Source organism: Flavobacterium circumlabens (assembly GCF_004345565.1).
Taxonomy (GTDB): Bacteria; Bacteroidota; Bacteroidia; order Flavobacteriales; family Flavobacteriaceae; genus Flavobacterium; species Flavobacterium circumlabens.
The window spans coordinates 436,166-457,700 of record NZ_SLWA01000003.1 but is presented as its reverse complement, the minus strand read 5'-3'; the positions used below and the strand labels follow the sequence as shown (position 1 = coordinate 457,700).

Here is a 21,535-nt window from a genome sequence, read left to right as displayed (position 1 = left end):
TTATTTTTGACAAAAAATTATATGTAAGTTTGACGTGTCAAAAAACAAGCCATACTTTTACAAAAATAGCATTTAAACCTTTGCATACAAACTTATTTAATATCGTTTTAATATCATTTTTCCTAACATTAGGATGTGGTAATCTATATTCGCAAGAGATAAAAACAAAAAAAACTACTTTACCAGCTGTAAAACAAACAGATAAGCCAGTAAAACCTGAAATAACTGTCACTGATACTATAAAACTCGATACCGTCAGGCCAAAAAAGACATTTCTGGATGGTAAAGTGAGATATGTGGCTAAAGATTATGCGAAGATAGATCAGAAAAAGAAAACAATCACACTTTATAACGAAGCAGAGCTTTATTATAAAGATGTTGAGCTGAAATCCGGTATTATCGTACTGGATTACGATAAAGATGAAGTTTATGCCGGAAGAATAAGAGATTCAGCGGGAGTTTTAACCCAGTATCCCAACTTTAAGCAGGGAGCGAGTGAAGTTCAGCCGGACTCTATTCGATTTAATTTTAAGACGAAAAAAGCTTTAATCTACAATTCAAGAACAGAACAAGGTGAATTTAAGATCAAAGCCGCCGTTACCAAAAAAGAAAATGATTCGGTTTATTTTTTAAAAGGCGCACGTTTTACCACTTCTAAAGATATTGACAATCCCGAATATTATTTCCAAACCAACAAAGTAAAGTTCATTCCGGGAAAAAAAGTAATCACGGGCTTAACCAATATGGTTATTGCCGATGTCCCTACTCCTATCGCCTTACCGTTTGCATATTTCCCGATGAGCCAGGAAAAAAGTGTTTCAGGAATTATTATACCAAGTTATAACGACTCGAATACCCGTGGATTTTCACTCCAGAATATGGGGTATTATTTTGCGTTAAGCGATAATTATGATTTAACTGTCCTCGGGGATTATTATACCAACGGGAGTTATGCCATGCGTTTTGAATCGGCTTACGCTACCAGATACAAATACAGGGGTAATATAAATGTGCGTTTTGAGAATTTAATCAATAGCGAAAGAGGCTATCCTGACTATTCGAAACAAAACATTTACAACATTCAGTGGTCGCATTCCAAAGACACCAAATCCAATCCAAATTCAACGTTTTCTGCTTCTGTAAATATGGGAAGCAGTAAATACTTCAAGCAATCGATCAATCAGGCCAACGTAGGATCAAATCTTAACAATACCTTAAGCTCTTCGATATCGTACAATAAAACCTTTAATACGATTCCACAGGCGCGTATCTCCTTAACGGCAACACATTCGCAAAACACGCAGACGGAGCAAATCACTATGACATTACCAACCTTACAGGCCAGTATTGATCGTGTTTATCCGTTTGTTGGAAAAGACGGCGTCAAAAAGGGTTTCATTAAAAACATCAATCTGCAATACAACCTGAGTGGTAAAAATAACATCACAACAACAGATTCCTTATTTTTTAAACCACAAATGTTCAGAGATGCCCAGATAGGTATGCAGCACAGTATACCGTTGAGTACGAACTTCAAGATATTTAAATATTTTAGTGCAGGAGCCTCTACAAATTATCAGGAAACCTGGGTAACGAAAACTATTGACAGAAGTTACGATACAAGCCAAAGTAAGGTGGTAGACAGAACGGTTAATGGTTTTGACGCTTTCAGGACTTATAATTTCAGTACGAATTTAGGAACTACCATTTATGGAACTTTTAACTTTGGTGCCGACAAAAGAATCCAGTCGATCCGTCACGTTATGAGACCTTCGATAACATATGCCTATACGCCAAGTTTTGAAAAATATTATAACAATTACACTGTTGATGCTTCCGGTATAATTACGAATTCCTATACCCGTTTTGAAAATGGTGTTTACGGTGCTCCGAGCAAAGACAATTCTAACATAGTAGGATTCTCTTTAAGCAATACTTTTGAAGCTAAAGTAAGAGACAGTGACAGTACAAAGACAGAGCCTAAAAAAATCATGTTGTTAAACAACCTGAATTTGAATACCAGTTATAATTTTGATGCTGACGGAAAACAAGTTTTAGCATGGCAGCCTGTACTTGTAAGCGGAGGAACCCAGTTTTTTGACAATAAAATGAATGTCAATTTCGGAGCCACTCTTGATCCTTATGCTATTGACAATTCCGGAACAAGAATAAACACCTTTAATATTGACAATGGAGGAAGTCTATTCAGACTGACAAGTGCCAATGTTACCATGAATTATTCGTTCTCGAATAAGGGCGGAAAAGAGGAAAACAAGCAAAGTGAACGAAATGGTGGTCGTAAAGATGATTTATTCGGTACCAATACAGACTTAAATGACACCCGGAACAGCCAGTTTGCAAATGAAAAAGATGATGATGAAGAGAATGTAATTACGGAGTTTTTTAATTCAAAAATTCCATGGGACATGACGATGGCCTACTCGCTAACCTACTCGAATGTAAATCGGGAAAGCAAAATAACCGGAAATTCGATTATGATTTCTGCTAATATGGATATTACGCCAAAATGGAAAGGCGGGGTTTCGACTGGTTATGACTTTGTACAAAAAGGAGTTACGTTTACCCAATTTCGTTTTGAAAGAGATTTACTAAGCTGGAGAATGGCTTTTAACTGGAGTCCCCTTGGAACAAACTCCAACTGGAATTTCTTCATCGGAATCAAATCAGGAGTTCTTAGTGACATTAAATGGAACAAACGAAGCACTTCCAACAGATAAAATCATATTTTAGACCTGCTTTACTGAGCTGTAAACTTTTACTTGACAGCTTAGAAAACAGCTATTCTGACATTTAAAATCAATTACTTATGAAAAAAATAATTTTTACTGAAAAAGCACCGGCTCCAATAGGACCCTACAATCAGGCTGTATTATCAGGAAATACGCTGTATGCTTCCGGCCAGATTGCTATCAATCCTGCTTCGGGAGAATTGATTACAGAGAACATCAATGATGAAACACATCAGGTAATGAAAAATATCGCTGCTATTTTAGAAGCGGCTGATATGACTTTTGAGAACGTAGTCAAAGCCACTATTTTTATTATGGATATGAATAATTTTGGCGCCATCAATACGGTTTACGGTTCTTATTTTGACGAAAAAACAGCACCGGCCCGTGAAACTGTTCAGGTGGCTTGTTTACCCAAAAACGTCAATGTAGAAATTTCCATAATCGCTGTACAATAGCGTTTAAAAAATAATTAAACAAAAAAAACCGTTTCATCACTGAAACGGTTTTTTAATATAATGTAAATAGGTAAATTGCTATAATTGCAATGCAATAGCATTTAATAACAATTGGGCAGAAGCTTCATTAGTCGCTAAGGGCACGTTATGGACATCACAAACACGAATCAGCATATTAATATCAACTTCATGGGCATGACTTGCCAGCGGGTCTTTAAAAAAGAATACCATCTGGGTTTTTCCTTCTGCAACCCTTGCAGCAATCTGAGCGTCGCCACCCATCGGACCAGAAAGCATTTTTCTAACTTTAAAGCCTGCATTAACTGCTTTGCTTCCGGTTGTTCCAGTCGCGATCAGCTTGATATTTTCCTGCAGCAGTAGGGTTTTATTTTTATTTAAAAACTGAACCATATCTGCTTTTTTTCCATCATGCGCAATAATAGCTATTTCCATAAAACAATACTATTGGTTAGCCACGTGATAAGCGATCAATCCATCAATAGGCCTTCTTAAAACATTACCCAATTGAAGTTCATACTTATCAAATGTTTCCTGCAATTCTTCTTTTAGATAAAAAGCAATAGAACCTACGAAATGCACCGGAACTTCTTTGCAGTTATCAAATTGTTTGATGTAGTTTTTAACGAAAGATTTCATCCCCTTGAAGATAATTTTTCTACAAAACTCAGTGTCTTTATGTTTGATTAAGAACTTAGCAAAAGTCGCTAAATACGCATTTGGATTTGGTTCTTTGTATAATTTGTTTTTGATAAAATCAGGCTCTAAATTATATTCTTTTTCAAATTCAACTGCCAGTTCTTTAGGCATTTTATTGAAATAATATTTTCTGATCAGTTCTTTTCCGAAAACATTTCCACTACAATCATCCATAGCGATATATCCTAGAGACTGTACTTTCTGATGCAATACTTTACCGTCAAAATAACTGCAGTTAGACCCTGTTCCAAGGATGCTTACAATAGCTTTTTCCCCTTTTGGAGTAGTAGCATAAACTGCTGCATATGTATCTTCATGAACTTCTACAATTGCATTCACAAAAAATTCACGAAATATACGTGTTAATTCGGTCTGCATTCTTTCCGTTCCGCAACCTGCTCCGTAGAAGAACAAATGTGTTGCATTATTTTTATTTTGTAAAATATCAAAACGATCGCTTATTCTTGTAATAACTTCCGGACCGTCCAGAATTTCAGGATTTAATCCTAAAGTTTGTGTGGTGAATAATACTTTTCCATTATCATCAATTGCAATCCAATCGGCTTTAGTAGATCCACTATCAACTATTAATTTCATTTTATTTAGTTTTTGGATTAGGTTTTCTTTAACTAAATAAAAAGGGTATTTTTTACATTAATTAAAGGAGTAACAAAAGGGAAAAATCCCGTTACTTTGAAATAACGGGATTTTGTAAAAATATATAATATTATTTTAAACCTGCAATATGCACAGATAAATCAATCAATTTACTAGAGTATCCGTACTCATTATCGTACCAGGATACAAATTTGAAGAAAGTTGAATTTAAACCAATTCCGGCAGTAGCATCAACGATTGAAGTTCTTTTGTCAGAAATAAAATCCTGAGAAACAACTGCATCTTCAGTATATCCTAAAATACCTTTCATAGTAGTTTCAGAAGCATTTTTCAAAACAGCCAGGATTTCTTCGTAAGTAGTTTCTTTAGCCACTTTTACCGTTAAATCTACTACAGAAACGTCAGCAGTAGGAACACGGAAAGACATTCCTGTTAATTTTCCATTCAAGGCAGGAATTACTTTTCCAACCGCTTTTGCAGCACCTGTTGAAGATGGGATGATGTTTATGGCAGCAGCACGTCCACCTCTCCAGTCTTTTCTTGAAGGACCGTCAGATGTCATTTGAGTTGAAGTTGTTGCGTGAACAGTTGTCATTAAACCTTCAACAATTTCGAAATTATCGTGAATAACTTTAGCTAAAGGAGCTAAACAGTTTGTAGTACAAGAAGCGTTAGAAACAATTGTATCTGTAGCTTTTGCAGTTTCGTGGTTTACACCCATTACAAACATTGGAGCATCTGCAGACGGAGCAGAAATAATTACTTTTTTAGCACCACCTTTAATGTGCTCATTTGCAGTTTCGATAGTGGTAAAAATACCAGTACATTCAGCAACTACATCTACATCAACTTCGTTCCATTTTAAGTCAGCAGGATTTCTTTCTGCAGTGATACGGATATTTCTTCCGTTTACATACAATTTTCCTTCTTTTACTTCTACAGTTCCGTTGAAACGACCGTGAACTGAGTCATATTTTAATAAATAAGCTAAGTGATCTACATCTAATAAGTCATTGATTGCAACAACTTCTACATTATCTCTATTGAAAGATTCTCTGAAAACGATTCTTCCTATACGTCCAAATCCGTTTATTCCTAATTTTACTTTTGACATTTTACTTGATTTTTGCTTTTGTTTTTATTACACTATTTTAAAGTCTAATTTCCTCACAATAAACTTCTTTTCTTTTTAAACTTATATTTATGTCGACATTATATCAGACACTCTTAGTAATTCCCTATCAATTTCAGATTTACCCTTAATTGCCTGCTCTAAAGGAGTCAGCGTAACTTTATCAGATTGTAAACCAACCATGTAGTTTGACTTTCCTTCTATTAGGGATTCTACTGCTTTTACACCTAATCGGCTTGCCAGAACACGGTCAAAACAAGATGGGGAACCACCGCGCTGCATGTGTCCTAAAACAGATACTCTTACATCATACTCCGGTAAATTAGCTTCAACATAATCTTTTAACTCGAATACGTTTTTACCAATTTTATCTCCCTCTGCAATTACCACTATACTTGATGATTTTCCTGAAGCTTTACTTTTTTGAAGAGAATCCAGTAATCGGTCTAAACCTAAATCTTCTTCAGGAATAAGGATTTCCTCGGCACCTGCACCAATACCCGCATTAAGGGCAATATGTCCGGCGTCTCTACCCATAACCTCTACAAAAAACAATCGGTTATGTGAACTTGCGGTATCTCTGATTTTATCAATACAGTCTACAACCGTATTCAGGGCCGTATCATATCCTAAGGTATGACTGGTTCCAAAAATATCATTATCGATTGTACCCGGAATTCCCATTACAGGAAAACCAAATTCTGCATTAAATATTAATCCTCCGGTAAAACTTCCGTCACCTCCAATGACAACCAGAGCATCTATTCCGGCTTTCAAAAGGTTTTCGTGTGCCTTTTTTCTGCCTTCCGGAGTTCTGAACTCAATAGAACGAGCCGATTTTAAGATCGTTCCACCTTTGTTTACAATATTATTTACGCTTCGGGGACCCATTTCTTTGAAATCTCCTTCGATCATTCCCTGATACCCTCTATAAATTCCTATGCATTCTATATTATGATAAGCACATGTTCGAACAACTGATCGTATTGCAGCATTCATTCCTGGTGAGTCACCTCCTGAGGTTAGAACACCAACTTTTTTTATTGTTTTTGGCATTATTTAAGTATTAAAGTGTAAAATTAGCAAACATTCACCACTTTTCGGGTTATGATTATAATAAATTAATAAAATATGTTAAATTCAAACGTTTTCGTTAATAAGTTTTTCGATATGAAAAAATTCATTAAAAATAATAAAAGGCTCTTTTTTTAATTAAATCCTTAAAATTAACAATACATTAATGAAGTGTTATAAAATTTTGTGTTTCCCTGAATTATCAAAAAAGGGATTCAACCTTTAAATTTAAGCATAAAAAAACCATTATGAAGCATAATGGTTTGAATTGTATCTTTTTAACAAATTAAAAATCTTCATTATCTGGAATTACTCCCTGATTGTTATTATTGGTCGATTGTGGTTTTTCTTCCTCCTTTTTTTCCGGTTTCTTTTTATTCTTATCCGCATCTTTCTTATTCGAAAAATTAATATACTCCGGATTTAAATAAGAATCCTGTAAATCATCTGAAGAACTTTTCAGGGACCTCTCTAATTTATGGCTTTTGAATATTTTATTGACCAGTTCACTAAAAGTATCAAAATCGACTTCATATGAAATACCTACACCCTGCGTATAACCAATTCCCTGACCTATATAATTGATATCATTTTCTTTATTAAACAAGCGAAGGTTCATGGATCCGTCTTCGTTAACCCTGTAAAGGACTTCGATATCACCTACAATTGCCGATTCATTCACTCCTCCGACCGGTACACCCACTTTACCATTTATCGTAATTCTTTCGTTTACCTGAGAAGTAATATTAGCCACAAACTGACCATCTGCCTCCTGTCCTATTCGTTTGTCTGCCGATATAAAATTTAAATCAATATTGAATTTATCGTTATCTGATTTTATAATTCCACCCAACAAACTTGCTGCTGTTTCGGCAAACGTACCGGACAAATCACTTTGATTAAATCCATCCGGACTCATAAACGATCCTGTCGATAATAAATACAGTGCCTGAGTCTGGCGTACATCTTTATCGTCCAGCTTATATTGTATCTCTGATTTCAGGACACTGCTTACAGACGGAAACTGAATATCAAAATTAGGCTCCGGGCTTGTTAAATCTCCCCTCAACCCTATGACAACTTCAACCGGCACTTTTTTATTAAAGGACGAATTGTCCAGTAATACAGCAGGATTTGCAGAGGTTCTGTAAACGGCTTCCAGATTCAGCTGGGCTTTCATCGGGTTGCCTTCCCAAATAATAGATCCACCTTTTTTAACTGCGAATTTTTTATCGATTAAACCTCCGTATTTAAAATTGTACGTTCCTTCATAGGCCTGGAAATCCCCCCACATATTAAATTTACCCAATGTATTAATTTTAAACAACAGCGATCCGTATCCTTTTCCTTTCATACCGTGCCCGGAATTCCTGTCGAGAATCACTTCTACCTCGGCATCCGGTGTGATATCAAAATCAAATTCTAATTCAAGACCACCGTAATTTCTTGTTTTTTCGACAATACCGTTGGCTAAATTGTATTTCTCTTTTGGAGTTACAAAATGTATAAAACTGTTTTCTCCAACACTTTGTACATTATTAATAGGGATCTTGACCTCGGTCCCTTTTTCGGATTTTGCATTTACTTTGATAAATAAATTGGCTGTGGGCCCGGTAATACTGGCTGTACCATTGATAAAAGCAGTACCAAAATACGCCGCATCATCGCTGTCTTTTGTATCAAGCGCGAGTAATCGTTTTGATGAAATATTCAGATCCAGCTTCCAGTCGCTAAAATTATGATGTTCAATACTACCGTTCAGCAAACCTTTGGTACCGTATTTCGTATCTGTAAGCTGGTTATTTCTAAACAGAAACTTTTCGTCTGTTAAATCAATAACGGTGCGATCACTTAATTCGTAATCTGTATTAAGATACGGTACGGTCATACCTGCTTTTTCTACATACAATCTACCATTGATTTCCGGTTTCTTAAGATTCCCGACAATCGCCGCATTACCGGAAACCGATCCTCTTATATTCGATAACACGCCGGCTCCGACAGTTCCTAAAGTAGCCAGATTAAATCCTTCCAGTTTTAAATTCAGGTCCAGAAAGGTTTCTTTATTTTCTACAGAAAAAGTTCCGTCGGCCTTAAACGATTCCGTAAAACCATTTTGTATAGAGGAATTTATGGTAAACTTTTTAAAACTCTGATCTCCGGATATATCAAAATTTAAAGTTCCGAGTTCGGTTTTATTTAAATTAAGATGATCAATAACCAGTGATGCTGTGGGCTGAAAAACATCTTTGTTCTGTTTATAATTAATGGTTCCGTTAAGGTTACCATTGAATACGAATTTCGAATTCAATGGCGTAATCTTATTAATATCGACATCTTCAAAATTCAGCACAATATCCTTGTAATCACTGCCTTTTAGAACTCCGTTCAAATCAATTTTCTGATCTTCGTGCGACAGTACAATATTATCAATTGTGAAATTTTTAAAATCTTTATCAAAAATAATCTGATTGTCTCTTTCGGCGTTTTCATTCAGATACCATAAATAGTCTTTAAATTTCATCTCCGACTTATTGATCCCGACAATATTATTTTTGTTTTTATCTATGGTATGATATAGATTCAGATTGTAATAGTCCTCGCCCTTATTCCCACCTTTAAACTCGGAGCGGACAAACAAAGTATCCTTTGAAGTCACATTAATTAAACTAAAATCACGAACCTTGTAATAAGGCGTCTTGATACTGTCTAATTCGATAAATGCATTATACAGCGGATTTTTATTATCGATATTAATCCTGATGTTATCGAAGGTATTTTTCGCAGCGGTAATTTTTTTAGAGTTGAACCTGAATTTGAATTCCTTCAGATCTGAATCAATTTTGCCAAGCAAAACCGTCGATGAATCGATTTCAATTTCAGGATATAACATTTCTACTACTTTGTTGTAGACGTGCAGGTTGAAACGCAAAAATTGGCCCTTTTTAACTTTATAAGGCTTATAATTGGTGTACAGACTTCCAATAGAATTCATCACCAGTTTATTTAATTCCTTAAACTGAAACTTACCAACGATTTTTCCATTCACCACATCCGAGGAATTTATGGTAATGGTACGTAATTTGTCTGCATCAAAATTAGAATTGATCGTTACTTCATCAAAAGCATACGTTGACTTCGGATTTTGATAGGCTGCATCCTTAATATAAATATTCCCCTGAAGGTTTTCAATCGAATTTCCGGTCACTTCAACAATCGCATCTCCGGTAAAGTGCGAAATAGAATCGTTTACGAATTTTAATTTTCGCAAATCTGCATTTTCAACATTGATATGAAAATCGTATTTATTTTCCTTATTGCTTAAATCAACCAGACCATCAAATGTCAGGCTCAGGTTCGGATCGTTTACAGAAACCTCCCCCTTATAATATGGCAATTTAAAATTACCATTTATAACAATATTATTATAAGTGTATTTATTATAATCCAGTTTGGAGATATCCCCTTTTACAATCGTATTCAGGTATTTTTTAGTAAAACCGACTCCATCAACATCCAGATCCAAAGTCGTTCTGCCCACATCTTTGCGCTGCAGTAAAGCCCCAACATTAAAATTATCCAGTATTATATTTCCGGAATAGGACGCCTTATCAATAAAATCCATATTATTCATATGCAGATCCACCTGGCCATTTCCTAAATCAGTTATCATCCTAAAATCGGTTTCCAAAGCAGTTGTCGAAAGTTTTGCTTTACCAACAATATTAAATTTCCCCAGTCTTTGAAGTTCTTTGGGAAGTTTTTTGCCCAGCACTACAGGCATTAAAGTAACCAGATTATCGTAGCTTGAAATCAGTTTATCGAATTTTCCATTCATAGAAAATTTTTGGTCTTTATTCCCCAAAAGATTTCTGAAATTAATAGTTCCGGCAATTCTGGAGCCGTTAGTATCACTAAGCCTGAGTCTTTTTAAATTAAGATTATTCAGGGTACCGGTTATTTTTGTCTTAATTTTAAAATGCTGATTTTTCCCTAATCCGTCATAGAAATAACGAATATCATTTGTAGCAATAGAAGCCGAATCCAGCACCACATTAAACTTAACTTTATCTGTAAAGTTTAAAAAATCTTCTACTTTATAATTCAGTGTTGCTGCACCATAGATAGATGACCTTTTAGTTTTTATCGCCAGGTTCTCTACTTTGATCTGTTTTTTGCTATAACTAAATTTCCCTGCAAAATTAGACACATACAAACCACGATGGTCTAAAAAAGAAAACCGGTGAATGATTGTAGTGACGTCAGGACCGTATAGTTTAAAGTCACTTATGTACGCATTAAGCTTTTTGAAATCGAGGAAATTGGGTGTTTTTTTATTTTCATCAACCACCGAAAAAGTCCCTTTGGTAATATAGGCATTTTTAGCAGTCAGTAAAAAATGTTTATTGGTTTTGGAAGGTTTGTCGGAGTCAAACAGCCGAATAAATTTATTGATATTGTTTTCGGTTTCATTTTTATACGTTCTCAGATTAAAGATTAAACCCGTCAGACGCAGATCTCCAAAAATCAGGTCACCATCAAGCAATCTTTTAACACTTAAAATATCTGTCGAAATAATGTCCGAATAGATTAAAACCTTATTATGATGGTCTAAAATCAAAACCTTCTTTAGTTTGACCCCGCCAAAAATATTTATCGCCACTTTATCGACACTGATTTTAGTTTTAAAATCAGAGTTGAGCGATTCTGTAATATAGGTTGCAATTTTTGTCTGAACCACAGGTAAAGACAAAATGATAGCTATTGCTAACAAAAGTAAGATTAACCCAATTAGGGTTCTGGATATTATTTTCTTTACTTTTTTGATAGCTCTTTTATTTTAGTTTTCTTTTAAATTTATTTTGAACAGACAAAGGACGACTGTTTTGATAAAATTTCTTTAATTTTGGCATTTACTTCAATCAAAGAAAATTTTAGAAATTTGATTTGTCAAATATAATCCAAAATTCGTGCCTTTATATGCAAAATTCAGAGGTTTTTATTCTTGCCATCGAAAGTTCATGCGATGATACTGCTGCTGCAGTTTTACATAACGATAAAGTTCTCTCAAATGTTGTAGCCAATCAGTTAATTCACAATCAGTACGGCGGTGTGGTTCCTGAATTAGCTTCAAGAGCTCATCAGCAGAATATTGTTCCTGTAATCGATGCTGCCCTTCGCAAGGCAAATGTACAAAAAGAACAATTAACTGCCATTGCATTTACGCAGGGACCCGGCTTAATGGGATCACTTCTGGTAGGAAGCTCTTTTAGCAAGTCCTTATCCTTAGCGTTAAAAATTCCGTTAATTGCCGTAAATCATATGCACGCGCATATTTTAGCCCATTTTATAGAGGAAGAAGGTTTTGACAAACCGGAATTTCCTTTTTTAGCCTTAACCATTAGCGGTGGTCATACACAAATTGTAAAAGTGAACGGCTTTTTTGATATGGAAATTATCGGAGAAACCACTGATGACGCTGTCGGCGAAGCTTTTGACAAAAGCGCCAAAATTCTTGGGCTTCCCTATCCGGGTGGGCCCCTAATCGACAAATATGCGCAGTTAGGAAACCCAAAAGCCTTTGCATTTACGAAACCAAAAGTTCCGGGATTGGATTTTAGCTTCTCGGGATTAAAAACGGCTATTCTCTATTTCATCCAGAAGAAAAAATTAGAAAATCCTAATTTTATTGAAGAAAACCTAAATGATATTTGTGCTTCTATTCAATATACAATTATCGAAATTCTGATGGACAAGTTAAAATTAGCCGTCAAGGAAACCGGAATTACTCAAATCGCCATTGGTGGCGGAGTTTCTGCCAATTCAGGTATCAGGACGCGACTGAAAGAAAGTGAAGGCAAATATGGCTGGAAAACTTTTGTCCCAAAATTCGAATACACAACAGATAATGCCGCAATGATTGGAATTGTGGGCTATCAAAAATATTTATCAAATCGTTTTGAAACTTCATCTGTAGTTTCGAAAGCACGAATTCAATTTTAATTATGCAATTATTTTACAACCCGAATATAGACGAAACCACGGAGAGTTTTTCTTTTGACAAAGAAGAAAGCCGACATATCATAAAGGTTTTACGAAAAAAAGATTCGGACATCCTACACGTCACCAATGGTTTGGGATTTCTATTTGAAACGGCAATAACACTGGCTTCCGACAATAAATGTACGGTTCAGGTTCTTTCGGTTACCAAAGCCGATCAGCCGAAATTTCATTTGCATCTGGCCGTTGCGCCAACCAAAATGAATGATCGTTACGAATGGTTTTTAGAAAAAGCTACCGAAATCGGAGTTCAGGAAATTACACCTGTTTTTTGTGATCGTTCGGAGCGAAAAAACATCAATCCGGAACGTTTTGAAAAAATTATTCTGTCGGCAATGAAACAGTCCAATGAGACCTTTTTACCAAAATTAAACCCGGCAATTTCCTTTAAGGAATTCGTTAAACAAAAAAATGAAGGCTTACAATTGATCGCCCATTGCGAGGAAACGGATAAAAAATCGCTGAAAGAAGTTTTAAAACCCAATGAAAATGTAACCATCTTAATTGGTCCGGAAGGCGATTTTTCGGAAAAAGAAATTGCATTGGCTTTAGAAAATAATTTCAAACCTGTTGCTTTAGGCAATACGCGTCTGCGAACAGAAACGGCTGCCCTTGTAGCTTGTCACAGTGTTGTTTTTTTTAATGAAACCTCTAATAATTGATCCCCCTTTTTTTGTCATTTGACACAACATACCGCATATAAAAAGCGAATTACCAGATAATTTATAATACATGAAAAAAATATTTTACTTCTTATTCGTTGTTTCTGTTTCTTCCTTTTCTCAGGAAATTGCTTTATTAAAATACAGCGGTGGCGGTGACTGGTACTCTAATCCTACTTCGCTGCCGAATTTAATTCAATTCTGCAATTCGAATATCAATACCCGAATAAAAGCAAAACCCTCAACTGTGGAACCCGGTAGTCCTGATTTGCTTTCGTATCCTTTCGTACACATGACAGGACATGGAAATGTCGTTTTTAGCGACAGTGATATCAGTAATCTTCAGAATTATTTAACCGGCGGAGGTTTTTTGCATATTGATGATAATTACGGAATGGATCAGTACATTCGAAAAGAAATCAAAAAAATATTTCCCAATACTAATTTAGTCGAGATTCCGGCCAATCATGCTATTTTTCAGAAACCCTATCCCTTTCCGAATGGCTTACCGAAAATTCATGAACATGACGGTACCCGCGCCCAGGCTTTTGGAATTTTCATCGAAAACAAACTCGTACTGCTCTATACATATGAATGTGATTTGGGTGATGGCTGGGAAGATCCTGAAGTACATAACGATCCTGTTGCCGTGAGAGACAAAGCCCTGAAAATGGGTGCTAACATTATCAATTATATTTTTACCAATTAATCTTCAACACGTGCAGCTTACCCACTCCGAAAATCAATTTGAAAGAAAAACGTTTCCCATAACGCTGGTTTGCGATCATATTTATTTCCAGCAAAACATAGGTTCTCTTTTTAGAATTGGTGAAGCTTTTGGTGTCGAAAACATTATCTTTTTAGGAAAAGATATTCCGCTGACACCCAGAAAAATCAACAAAACCTCAAGAAGTACACACCTTCATGTACCGCATACCATTATTGAAGAAACAACGGAACTGACTGCCTATTTAATCGAAAACAACTTCGAAATTATTGCTTTGGAAATTGCCAGCAACAGTAAACCTCTCAAAGACCTTATACTTCCAGAAAATAAAAAATTAGCACTTTTAATCGGAAGTGAGGTTGATGGAGTATCGGACGAACTGTTAAAAATTTCACACCAGATTGTACACATAAATATGTTTGGTAACAACAGTAGTATGAACGTTGTACAAGCTGCAAGTATAGCTTTGTACGAAATTACTTCGTAAAAAAATAACTTGTTTTTTTTGTAAGAACTAGACTATACAAGGGATTGTAAAATTCTCACAAATTATTTGTTGTGAAAATTTTGCCACAAAGTTTTTTTGTTATAAAATTGCGATATTGTTTAACTAATCAACAATATTGTAACAAAAAACCCCTATTATTATGAAAAAAGTTTTTTTATCTGCAATTACAGCACTCTTGCTGTTTTCTTGTCAAAATGATCAATCTGAAGGTATGAATTCAGAAACCAGTGCTATCGCACGTCGCGCTTGTGCCACTCAGGAAGTGTTAGAAGCACAATTGAAAGCTGATCCGACTTTGGCAATCAGAATGAATCAAATTGAAGCCTTTACTTCAGAACAATTGATTAAAGGATTCTCAGGCCGTTTGGTAAATGGCAAAATCGAAATTCCTGTTGTAGTAAATGTTCTTTACAGAACTACATCAGAAAATATTTCAGCTACACAAATTCAATCTCAAATTGATGTGTTAAACAAAGATTTCAATGCTTTAAACTCAGACTACAACAGTGTACCAGCACTATTTGCAGGAGTAAAAGCTAACGTAGGAATCACATTTGTATTAGATCAGATTATCAGAAAATCTACTACAAAAACTTCATGGGGAACTAATGATGCTATGAAAAAAACAGCTCAGGGTGGTTTAGCGCCAACGTCTCCGACAACAAAGCTTAACTTATGGTCTTGTACTATTGGTGGCGGAATTCTTGGGTACGCACAATTTCCAGGAGGAGCTTCTTCAACAGACGGTGTGGTAATCGATCCTAAATATTTCGGTTTATCTGGTTCTGCAAATGCTCCATATAACTTAGGAAGAACTGGTACTCACGAAGTGGGTCACTGGATGAATTTACGTCACATCTGGGGAGATGCAACTTGCGGAAGCGATTTAGTATCTGACACTCCAACGCACAATACTGCTAATTATGGTGTACCAGCTTACCCACATTACAGTACTTGTTCAGGAACTCCTGTAGAAATGACAATGAACTACATGGATTACACTGATGATAATGCTATGTACATGTTCTCTACCGGACAAAAAAACAGAATATCTGCGATCTTCGTTACAGGAGGTCCTAGAGCAGCTTTTGGAATCTAATCCAAAAAAAATAAAAATTATGTTTAAAAGCGGGATGTTCTTCATCCCGCTTTTTTTGTATTCGCCAATATATTCAAAAGCTTTTTCCCTATATTTACTTTAAAAATCAAACATGATCACATCCAAAATTATATCTAACGGAATTTTAAGAGCTTTGGCAACCATCCTGATCATCGGGATTGTTTTGTATTTCTTATATACGATACAAACTGTAATTGTCTATTTATGCATTTCGCTTTTATTGTGTCTTATTGCAAATCCGCTGGTACAATTTTTAAAAAATAAATTAAAATTCGGTAATTCATTAGCGGCAGCAACCACACTCATCTTGTTTATTTTATTGATGGTTGGTTTTATCTTCTTATTTGTTCCGCTGATTATCTCTCAGGCCAATAATTTATCTTTATTAGACACCAATAATTTACAGCAGCAGTTTATGGAAACGGAACGCAGTATTGAAACCTATTTCAATATTCCTCACGTTGACTTAAATAAAGTGCTTAAAAGTTCTAAAGTAACTTCCATGCTTGATTTTACTTATTTTACCTCCTTCATTAATTCTATTTTAGGCTTTGTGGCGGATATGGGAATGGGATTGGTTTCTGTCTTTTTTATCACTTTTTTCTTTGTGAAGGATCAGGATTCCTTTAAAGCCTCCGCAAGACGAATTCTTCCGGACAGTAACGAAGAAAAAATCCTGAACTCAATTACCAAAATAAATCATTTTCTCACCCGCTATTTCCTTGGTTTGTTATTGCAACTGACTGTCGTATTTATTCTATACTTAATCGTTCTGGTGATCTTCGGAAATAAAAATGCTTTTGTGATTGCTTTTTTATGTGCGATCCTAAACATCATTCCATACATTGGGCCTATTATCGGGACTATCCTCGCCGGAATCTTAACGATGATTAGTATGATCGGAAGCGATTTTCAAAGTGAAATCCTGCCCAAAACAATCTATGTAATTATTGGTTTTTTACTGGTTCAGGCGATTGATAATAACATAAGTCAGCCTATAATTTCATCAAAAAGTGTAAATTCGCACCCGTTAGAAATATTTCTTATTACACTAATCAGCGGAATCACTTTTGGAATTGTCGGAATGATCATTGCTATTCCGGTTTTCACGATGATAAAAGTAATTTTAAAAGAATTTTTTCCTGACAACAAAATTGTCTCCGTATTAACCGAAAGAATTTAGCCTTGAACATTTCTATTTTAAGCAAACCTATTCAGGATTTTATAACTCAAAATAGTGGGGCTTCGATTTCAAAATTAGCCCTTCAGAAAAATCCGTTTCCGGAGGTTGACTGGATTTTAATTCTGAATCAGATTGAAGCCAAAACAAAAGCGAAAGACAAATTACCCACTTGGTTTTCAACAGAAAACATCATCTATCCGAGTAAAATATCCGTAGAACAAACTTCTTCCGAGAGAACTGCGGCTTACAAAGCTTCGTTAATTTCCGGAGCCACTTTGATCGATCTGACGGGAGGTTTTGGGGTCGATGACTATTACTTTTCAAAGAACTTCAAAAACATTACGCATTGTGAGATCAATGAAGATTTATCTGCCATCGTACAACATAATTTTGAGCAGCTAAAAGTTAAAAACTGTACTTTTTATGCTGCAGATTCTACAACTGTTTTAAACGAATCCAACCAAAAATGGGATTGGATTTATATTGATCCTTCCCGAAGAAATGACGCAAAAGGAAAAGTTTTTATGCTCAGGGACTGTTTGCCTAATGTGCCGGAATTATTAGATTTTTACTTTGAAAAATCGGATGCTGTTTTAATAAAAACCGCCCCATTACTGGATATTTCAGCCGCACTTTCCGAATTAAAATGCGTGAGAACTATTCATATTATTGCGCTCGAAAACGAGGTTAAAGAGTTACTTTTCGAAATTCATAGTCAATATTCCGGTGACATAACTATCAAAACAGCCAATATCTTAAAAGAAAAAACCGAAACATTTGAATTTATTTTAGGAGATCATTCTGATTTTCCATCGTACCATTTACCGCAAAAATATCTTTACGAGCCCAATTCAGCCATTATGAAATCGGGGGGATTTGATGAAGTTAGTGCTGTTTTCGGGATTAACAAACTTCATAAACATTCCCATTTGTATACCTCGGAAGAATTAATTGATTTCCCAGGAAGAGCTTTTGAAATCGAAAAATCCATTTCATATAACAAAAACGATATGAAAACGGCTCTTTTCAATCAACAGGCAAATGTCACCACGAGAAATTTTCCGGACACGGTAGAGAACATCCGAAAAAAATGGAAAATAAAAAACGGAGGAAATCTTTATTGTTTTTTCACAACTGATAAAAATGATCACAAAATAGTTTTAATTTGCAGAAAAATTACTTAAAAATGAAACAACTAATTACGCTGACTCTTTTTCTTTTAACCCTGACTGCATTTGCTCAAAAACCTTGTGAATATAGTGTAAACGTAAACGACTCTATTGGTACTTATAAAATAACAAATGAATACCTGATGAGCGAAAAATACTTTGGAGGCAGCTTCAGTTATGTTTTCTTTTCGCTGGCACAGACAGACGGATTACCTACCTTAAATTTACAGCTTATCCAGAAAAGCAAAGATTTTATAAAAGCGAATTGTTTTGACAAAAATTCAAAAATATTCCTTCAGCTGGAAAATGGAAAAATAGTAACACTAATGCACATCAACCAGGAAACCTGCGGTACGCTTATTCAGGATGAAAAAGGTTTTAGCAACCGTGTTAATACAGGGATTTTTATGTTTATGAAAGACAATTACGAAGAGCTTAAAAAATCTCCCATCTCAATTATGCGAATTAAGTACTTAACAGATACAGAAGATTATATTGTAAAAAGAGAATTAACCTCTGAGCTAAATGGTAAAGTATCGCATCCGAATACGTATTTTATAGAAAACATAAGATGCGTCGAATAAATTAAATTAGTCACATTCCCATTTTTGGTTGGAAACAGGATCTTTCAAACCTGTTTTTAAATTATAATGCCACCATTCCGAATCAAAGGAATTAAAGCAATTTTGCAGCATTACACTTTTAAGGTATTTTCGGTTGGCCCTTACCGGCACCGGAAGTTTTTTAAAATTATGGCTGGCCTGAATTCCGAAAAAATCGAATGTAGTTCCCATTTCCAGCTCAACTCCATCAGCATTCACCAACGAAATATCTACGGCTCCTCCTCTGTTATGGATGGAGCCTTTTTTTGGATCCGCCACATACTCCGGATTCGGGACAATTTCCCACATTTTCTCCTGAATAGACAAAGGCCTGTAACAATCAAAAAGCTTTATTTTACAGCCATTTTTCATAAATTCCTTGTTGGCGGCTATCAATGCCTTAACTGTTTTGTACCGCAACATACATTCTGCACAATCGTACACTTTAGCTTTCAGAAAATTATCTGCTGTTGCATATTTCATATCGTAAACAAAATCAGTACTGTAGTCTTTTAAGTTCACAAAAGTCGTATCGGCCACCACAGAATCGCGGGTATAAGTTTCATTTTGGGCATTGACCGAAAAAGCCAATAAAAAAATGCCGGCAAAGAATAGTTTTGTGATAGCTGAAGTCATGAAGCTTTTTTTTGTAAAGTAAATAATCTAAAAAGTATTTACGAATTTAATGAAATTAATCTAAAGTGGATTGAAACATAAATCTAAAAAGCAAAACCAATAAAAAAGGACACTATGTATTATTTGTTTTAGGACAGCACAAAATTCATTTTCAGAAGACCTGTAGTCCCGCTATCCGCTGTATCTTTTGCTTTTTAAAGAAAAAAACAAAAGGATGCCGCTCCTATCGGGGCTGGAACAGAGGTTTTATTTTCAGTACAAATTCCGGTAAATCTCCCCAAAATCCAATTTGAACTGTAACAAAGACATCTTATAACCGTCTTACAGTTAATAATTTACAGAAAATATGAGTTCAGAAAAAAAGACAGCAAGATTAGCAGGAATATTGTATTTGATAATTGCAATTACCGGCGCATTTGGAATCATGTATGTTCCAACACAATTATTTGTGGGCGATGACATCCATTTGACCGCAAAAAATATTCTGGACCACGAATTACTGTTCCGATTTGGGATTTTCAGCAGTCTGATCTGCCAGACCGTATTTGTATTTCTGGCATTGACCTTATACAATTTATTTAAAAATGTCAATGCACATTTAGCCCGGACTTTGGTGGCATTAGTTATTGTGGGTGTTCCAATTGCATTTTTCATTATTTTTAATCAATATTATGTCCTGCTCATTCTGAAAGAGGATTTTATGACCCGCTTTTCTTCTATTCAACAAAATGCTTTGGCCATGTTAAGCCTGAAAATGTATGGAAACGGAAATGTCATCATTGGAATTTTCTGGGGACTCTGGCTTATTCCCTTTGGGCAATTAGCGTATCGGTCCAACTTTATTCCAAAAATCCTGGGAGTTCTTTTAATTCTTGGTGGCCTTTGTTATCTGCTAGACACGACAACTTTTATCTTATTTCCCGAATATCATTCCAAAACCGGTATCTTAGTCGGAATAACCTCTGCAACCGCAGAATTTGCAATGGTGGGGTGGCTATTGATCAAGGGAGTAAAAACTAAAAAATTAACTTAAGCGAATAATTTCCTTTTTAATTTTCAGAAAAAAGAAATCTATAAATTCTTAAATTTATTTGTGCCCGTCGGAAGAATTCTATTTACAAATTCTGAAACGCAATTAAAAATAAAGCAATCTTGTCCGGTTTTATCAGGCAATATGTAATAGTAATACACATTTAGTATTTTTAATAACAGATCATGAAAAAAGCATTAGACTATTTCGTTTTAGATGTCTTTACCGATAAAAGCTACAAGGGAAATCCGTTGGCAGTAGTATTTACCAAAGAGGAATTAAAATTATCTGATTACGAAAATATCGCAAGGGAATTTGGTTATTCAGAAACTTCTTTTGTAGAATATTCACAACAAAAACAATTATTACATGTCCGGTCTTTTACCCCAATTGGATTTGAGGTAGACGGAGCGGGACATAATTTATTGGGGGCCGTATGTGCAGCCTTGTTAAAGGATGCAACTTTTTTTACCAACCTAAATTCAGTGCAACAGGTAATGATGAAAGCGGTATCGATCCCTATTTATATAAATTTTAAAGAGGAAAATAACTTAGCTGTTGTCAAAATGCTCCAGAAACCGGCACTAATTGGAGATTCAATTCCGGCAGAAAAAATAGCATTAGCATTAGGGCTTTCGGTAAAAGACCTCAATATTCTCAATTTTGATCCTGTTATCGTAAAAACAGAAGTCGCACATGTAATGGTGCCCATACAGAATATTGAAATTCTAAATACAATCAAACCAGACAACAAATTACTCATAGCACTGTCTAAACAATATAATTTTGAAGGATTTTATTGTTTTGCGCTCACTGGCGAGGAAAATGGCACTATTGTTCAGTCCCGTTTTTTTAATCCGTTAATAGGCATTGATGAAGATGCCGCAACAGGAACAGCAGCCGGTCCTTTGGCAGGTTTATTATGGTATAAAAAAATCATACAAAAAGACAGCCACTATCAAATATTACAAGGTGTAAAATTAAATCAGCCCTCCTTAATAGAAATAGCGGTAACAGACGACGGCATATTAGTAGGCGGTTCCTCAGTAATTACAATGGAAGGAAAAATTTATATCGAAAATTGAATAA

Annotated in this window: 18 protein-coding genes; 12 read left to right on the top strand and 6 right to left on the bottom strand. The window is 35.2% G+C overall.

Going from position 1 to position 21,535, the window contains the following annotated elements:
• Window positions 1-29: 29 nt before the first annotated feature.
• Both EV142_RS10260 and EV142_RS10255 read left to right on the top strand, forming a co-directional pair.
• Window positions 30-2,738 carry a putative LPS assembly protein LptD gene (locus EV142_RS10260; RefSeq protein WP_164502526.1) on the top strand — a complete coding sequence of 903 codons (2,709 nt, stop codon included), beginning with the start codon at window positions 30-32 and terminating at the stop codon, window positions 2,736-2,738.
• Between the two features lie 89 nt (window positions 2,739-2,827).
• A complete protein-coding gene (locus EV142_RS10255) occupies window positions 2,828-3,208 on the top strand; it encodes a RidA family protein (protein ID WP_132035196.1) in 381 nt (126 codons plus the stop codon).
• Window positions 3,209-3,286: 78 nt separating this feature from the next.
• Here EV142_RS10255 and EV142_RS10250 read toward each other — a convergent pair whose 3' ends face one another.
• The 5 genes from EV142_RS10250 to EV142_RS10230 form a co-directional block, all read right to left on the bottom strand.
• On the bottom strand, window positions 3,287-3,661 hold the full coding sequence (locus tag EV142_RS10250) for a methylglyoxal synthase (protein ID WP_132035193.1): 375 nt from the start codon (window positions 3,659-3,661) through the stop codon (window positions 3,287-3,289).
• Window positions 3,662-3,670: 9 nt separating this feature from the next.
• Window positions 3,671-4,522, bottom strand: a complete 852-nt coding sequence (locus EV142_RS10245; RefSeq protein WP_132035190.1) for an N-acetylglucosamine kinase — start codon at window positions 4,520-4,522, stop codon at window positions 3,671-3,673.
• A 130-nt stretch (window positions 4,523-4,652) separates the two neighbouring features.
• A complete protein-coding gene (gene gap, locus EV142_RS10240; protein ID WP_132035187.1) occupies window positions 4,653-5,657 on the bottom strand; it encodes a type I glyceraldehyde-3-phosphate dehydrogenase in 1,005 nt (334 codons plus the stop codon).
• Window positions 5,658-5,744: 87 nt separating this feature from the next.
• The gene (gene pfkA / locus EV142_RS10235) at window positions 5,745-6,731 is read right to left on the bottom strand and encodes a 6-phosphofructokinase (protein WP_132035184.1); all 987 of its coding nucleotides are present in this window, start codon (window positions 6,729-6,731) and stop codon (window positions 5,745-5,747) included.
• Between the two features lie 304 nt (window positions 6,732-7,035).
• A complete protein-coding gene (locus EV142_RS10230; protein ID WP_238698689.1) occupies window positions 7,036-11,523 on the bottom strand; it encodes a translocation/assembly module TamB domain-containing protein in 4,488 nt (1,495 codons plus the stop codon).
• Window positions 11,524-11,729: 206 nt separating this feature from the next.
• Here EV142_RS10230 and tsaD point away from each other — a divergent pair, with 206 nt between their 5' ends.
• From tsaD to EV142_RS10190, 8 genes are all read left to right on the top strand, one after another.
• A complete protein-coding gene (tsaD, locus tag EV142_RS10225) occupies window positions 11,730-12,752 on the top strand; it encodes a tRNA (adenosine(37)-N6)-threonylcarbamoyltransferase complex transferase subunit TsaD (RefSeq protein WP_132035181.1) in 1,023 nt (340 codons plus the stop codon).
• A gap of 2 nt (window positions 12,753-12,754) precedes the next feature.
• Window positions 12,755-13,471, top strand: coding sequence for a 16S rRNA (uracil(1498)-N(3))-methyltransferase (locus EV142_RS10220; RefSeq protein ID WP_132035178.1), 717 nt, complete (start codon window positions 12,755-12,757; stop codon window positions 13,469-13,471).
• Between the two features lie 70 nt (window positions 13,472-13,541).
• Window positions 13,542-14,180, top strand: coding sequence for a DUF4159 domain-containing protein (locus EV142_RS10215; protein ID WP_132035176.1), 639 nt, complete (start codon window positions 13,542-13,544; stop codon window positions 14,178-14,180).
• Window positions 14,181-14,190: 10 nt separating this feature from the next.
• Window positions 14,191-14,685: a TrmH family RNA methyltransferase gene (locus EV142_RS10210; RefSeq protein ID WP_132035174.1), complete on the top strand. Its 495-nt coding sequence runs from the start codon at window positions 14,191-14,193 to the stop codon at window positions 14,683-14,685.
• Between the two features lie 160 nt (window positions 14,686-14,845).
• Complete coding sequence (locus tag EV142_RS10205) at window positions 14,846-15,805, top strand: zinc metalloprotease (RefSeq protein ID WP_132035172.1); 960 nt, start codon at window positions 14,846-14,848, stop codon at window positions 15,803-15,805.
• A 112-nt stretch (window positions 15,806-15,917) separates the two neighbouring features.
• The gene (locus tag EV142_RS10200; RefSeq protein ID WP_132035170.1) at window positions 15,918-17,009 is read left to right on the top strand and encodes an AI-2E family transporter; all 1,092 of its coding nucleotides are present in this window, start codon (window positions 15,918-15,920) and stop codon (window positions 17,007-17,009) included.
• A gap of 2 nt (window positions 17,010-17,011) precedes the next feature.
• Complete coding sequence (locus EV142_RS10195) at window positions 17,012-18,193, top strand: class I SAM-dependent methyltransferase (RefSeq protein WP_132035168.1); 1,182 nt, start codon at window positions 17,012-17,014, stop codon at window positions 18,191-18,193.
• Between the two features lie 2 nt (window positions 18,194-18,195).
• The gene (locus EV142_RS10190) at window positions 18,196-18,762 is read left to right on the top strand and encodes a hypothetical protein (RefSeq protein ID WP_132035166.1); all 567 of its coding nucleotides are present in this window, start codon (window positions 18,196-18,198) and stop codon (window positions 18,760-18,762) included.
• Window positions 18,763-18,768: 6 nt separating this feature from the next.
• On the opposite strand, the gene EV142_RS10185 is transcribed toward EV142_RS10190, so the two are convergent.
• Window positions 18,769-19,416: a M15 family metallopeptidase gene (locus EV142_RS10185; protein WP_132035164.1), complete on the bottom strand. Its 648-nt coding sequence runs from the start codon at window positions 19,414-19,416 to the stop codon at window positions 18,769-18,771.
• Window positions 19,417-19,762: 346 nt separating this feature from the next.
• On the opposite strand from EV142_RS10185, the gene EV142_RS10180 reads away from it, so the two are divergent.
• Both EV142_RS10180 and EV142_RS10175 read left to right on the top strand, forming a co-directional pair.
• On the top strand, window positions 19,763-20,449 hold the full coding sequence (locus EV142_RS10180; protein ID WP_132035162.1) for a DUF4386 domain-containing protein: 687 nt from the start codon (window positions 19,763-19,765) through the stop codon (window positions 20,447-20,449).
• Between the two features lie 182 nt (window positions 20,450-20,631).
• Complete coding sequence (locus EV142_RS10175) at window positions 20,632-21,531, top strand: PhzF family phenazine biosynthesis protein (RefSeq protein WP_132035160.1); 900 nt, start codon at window positions 20,632-20,634, stop codon at window positions 21,529-21,531.
• Window positions 21,532-21,535: the final 4 nt, after the last annotated feature.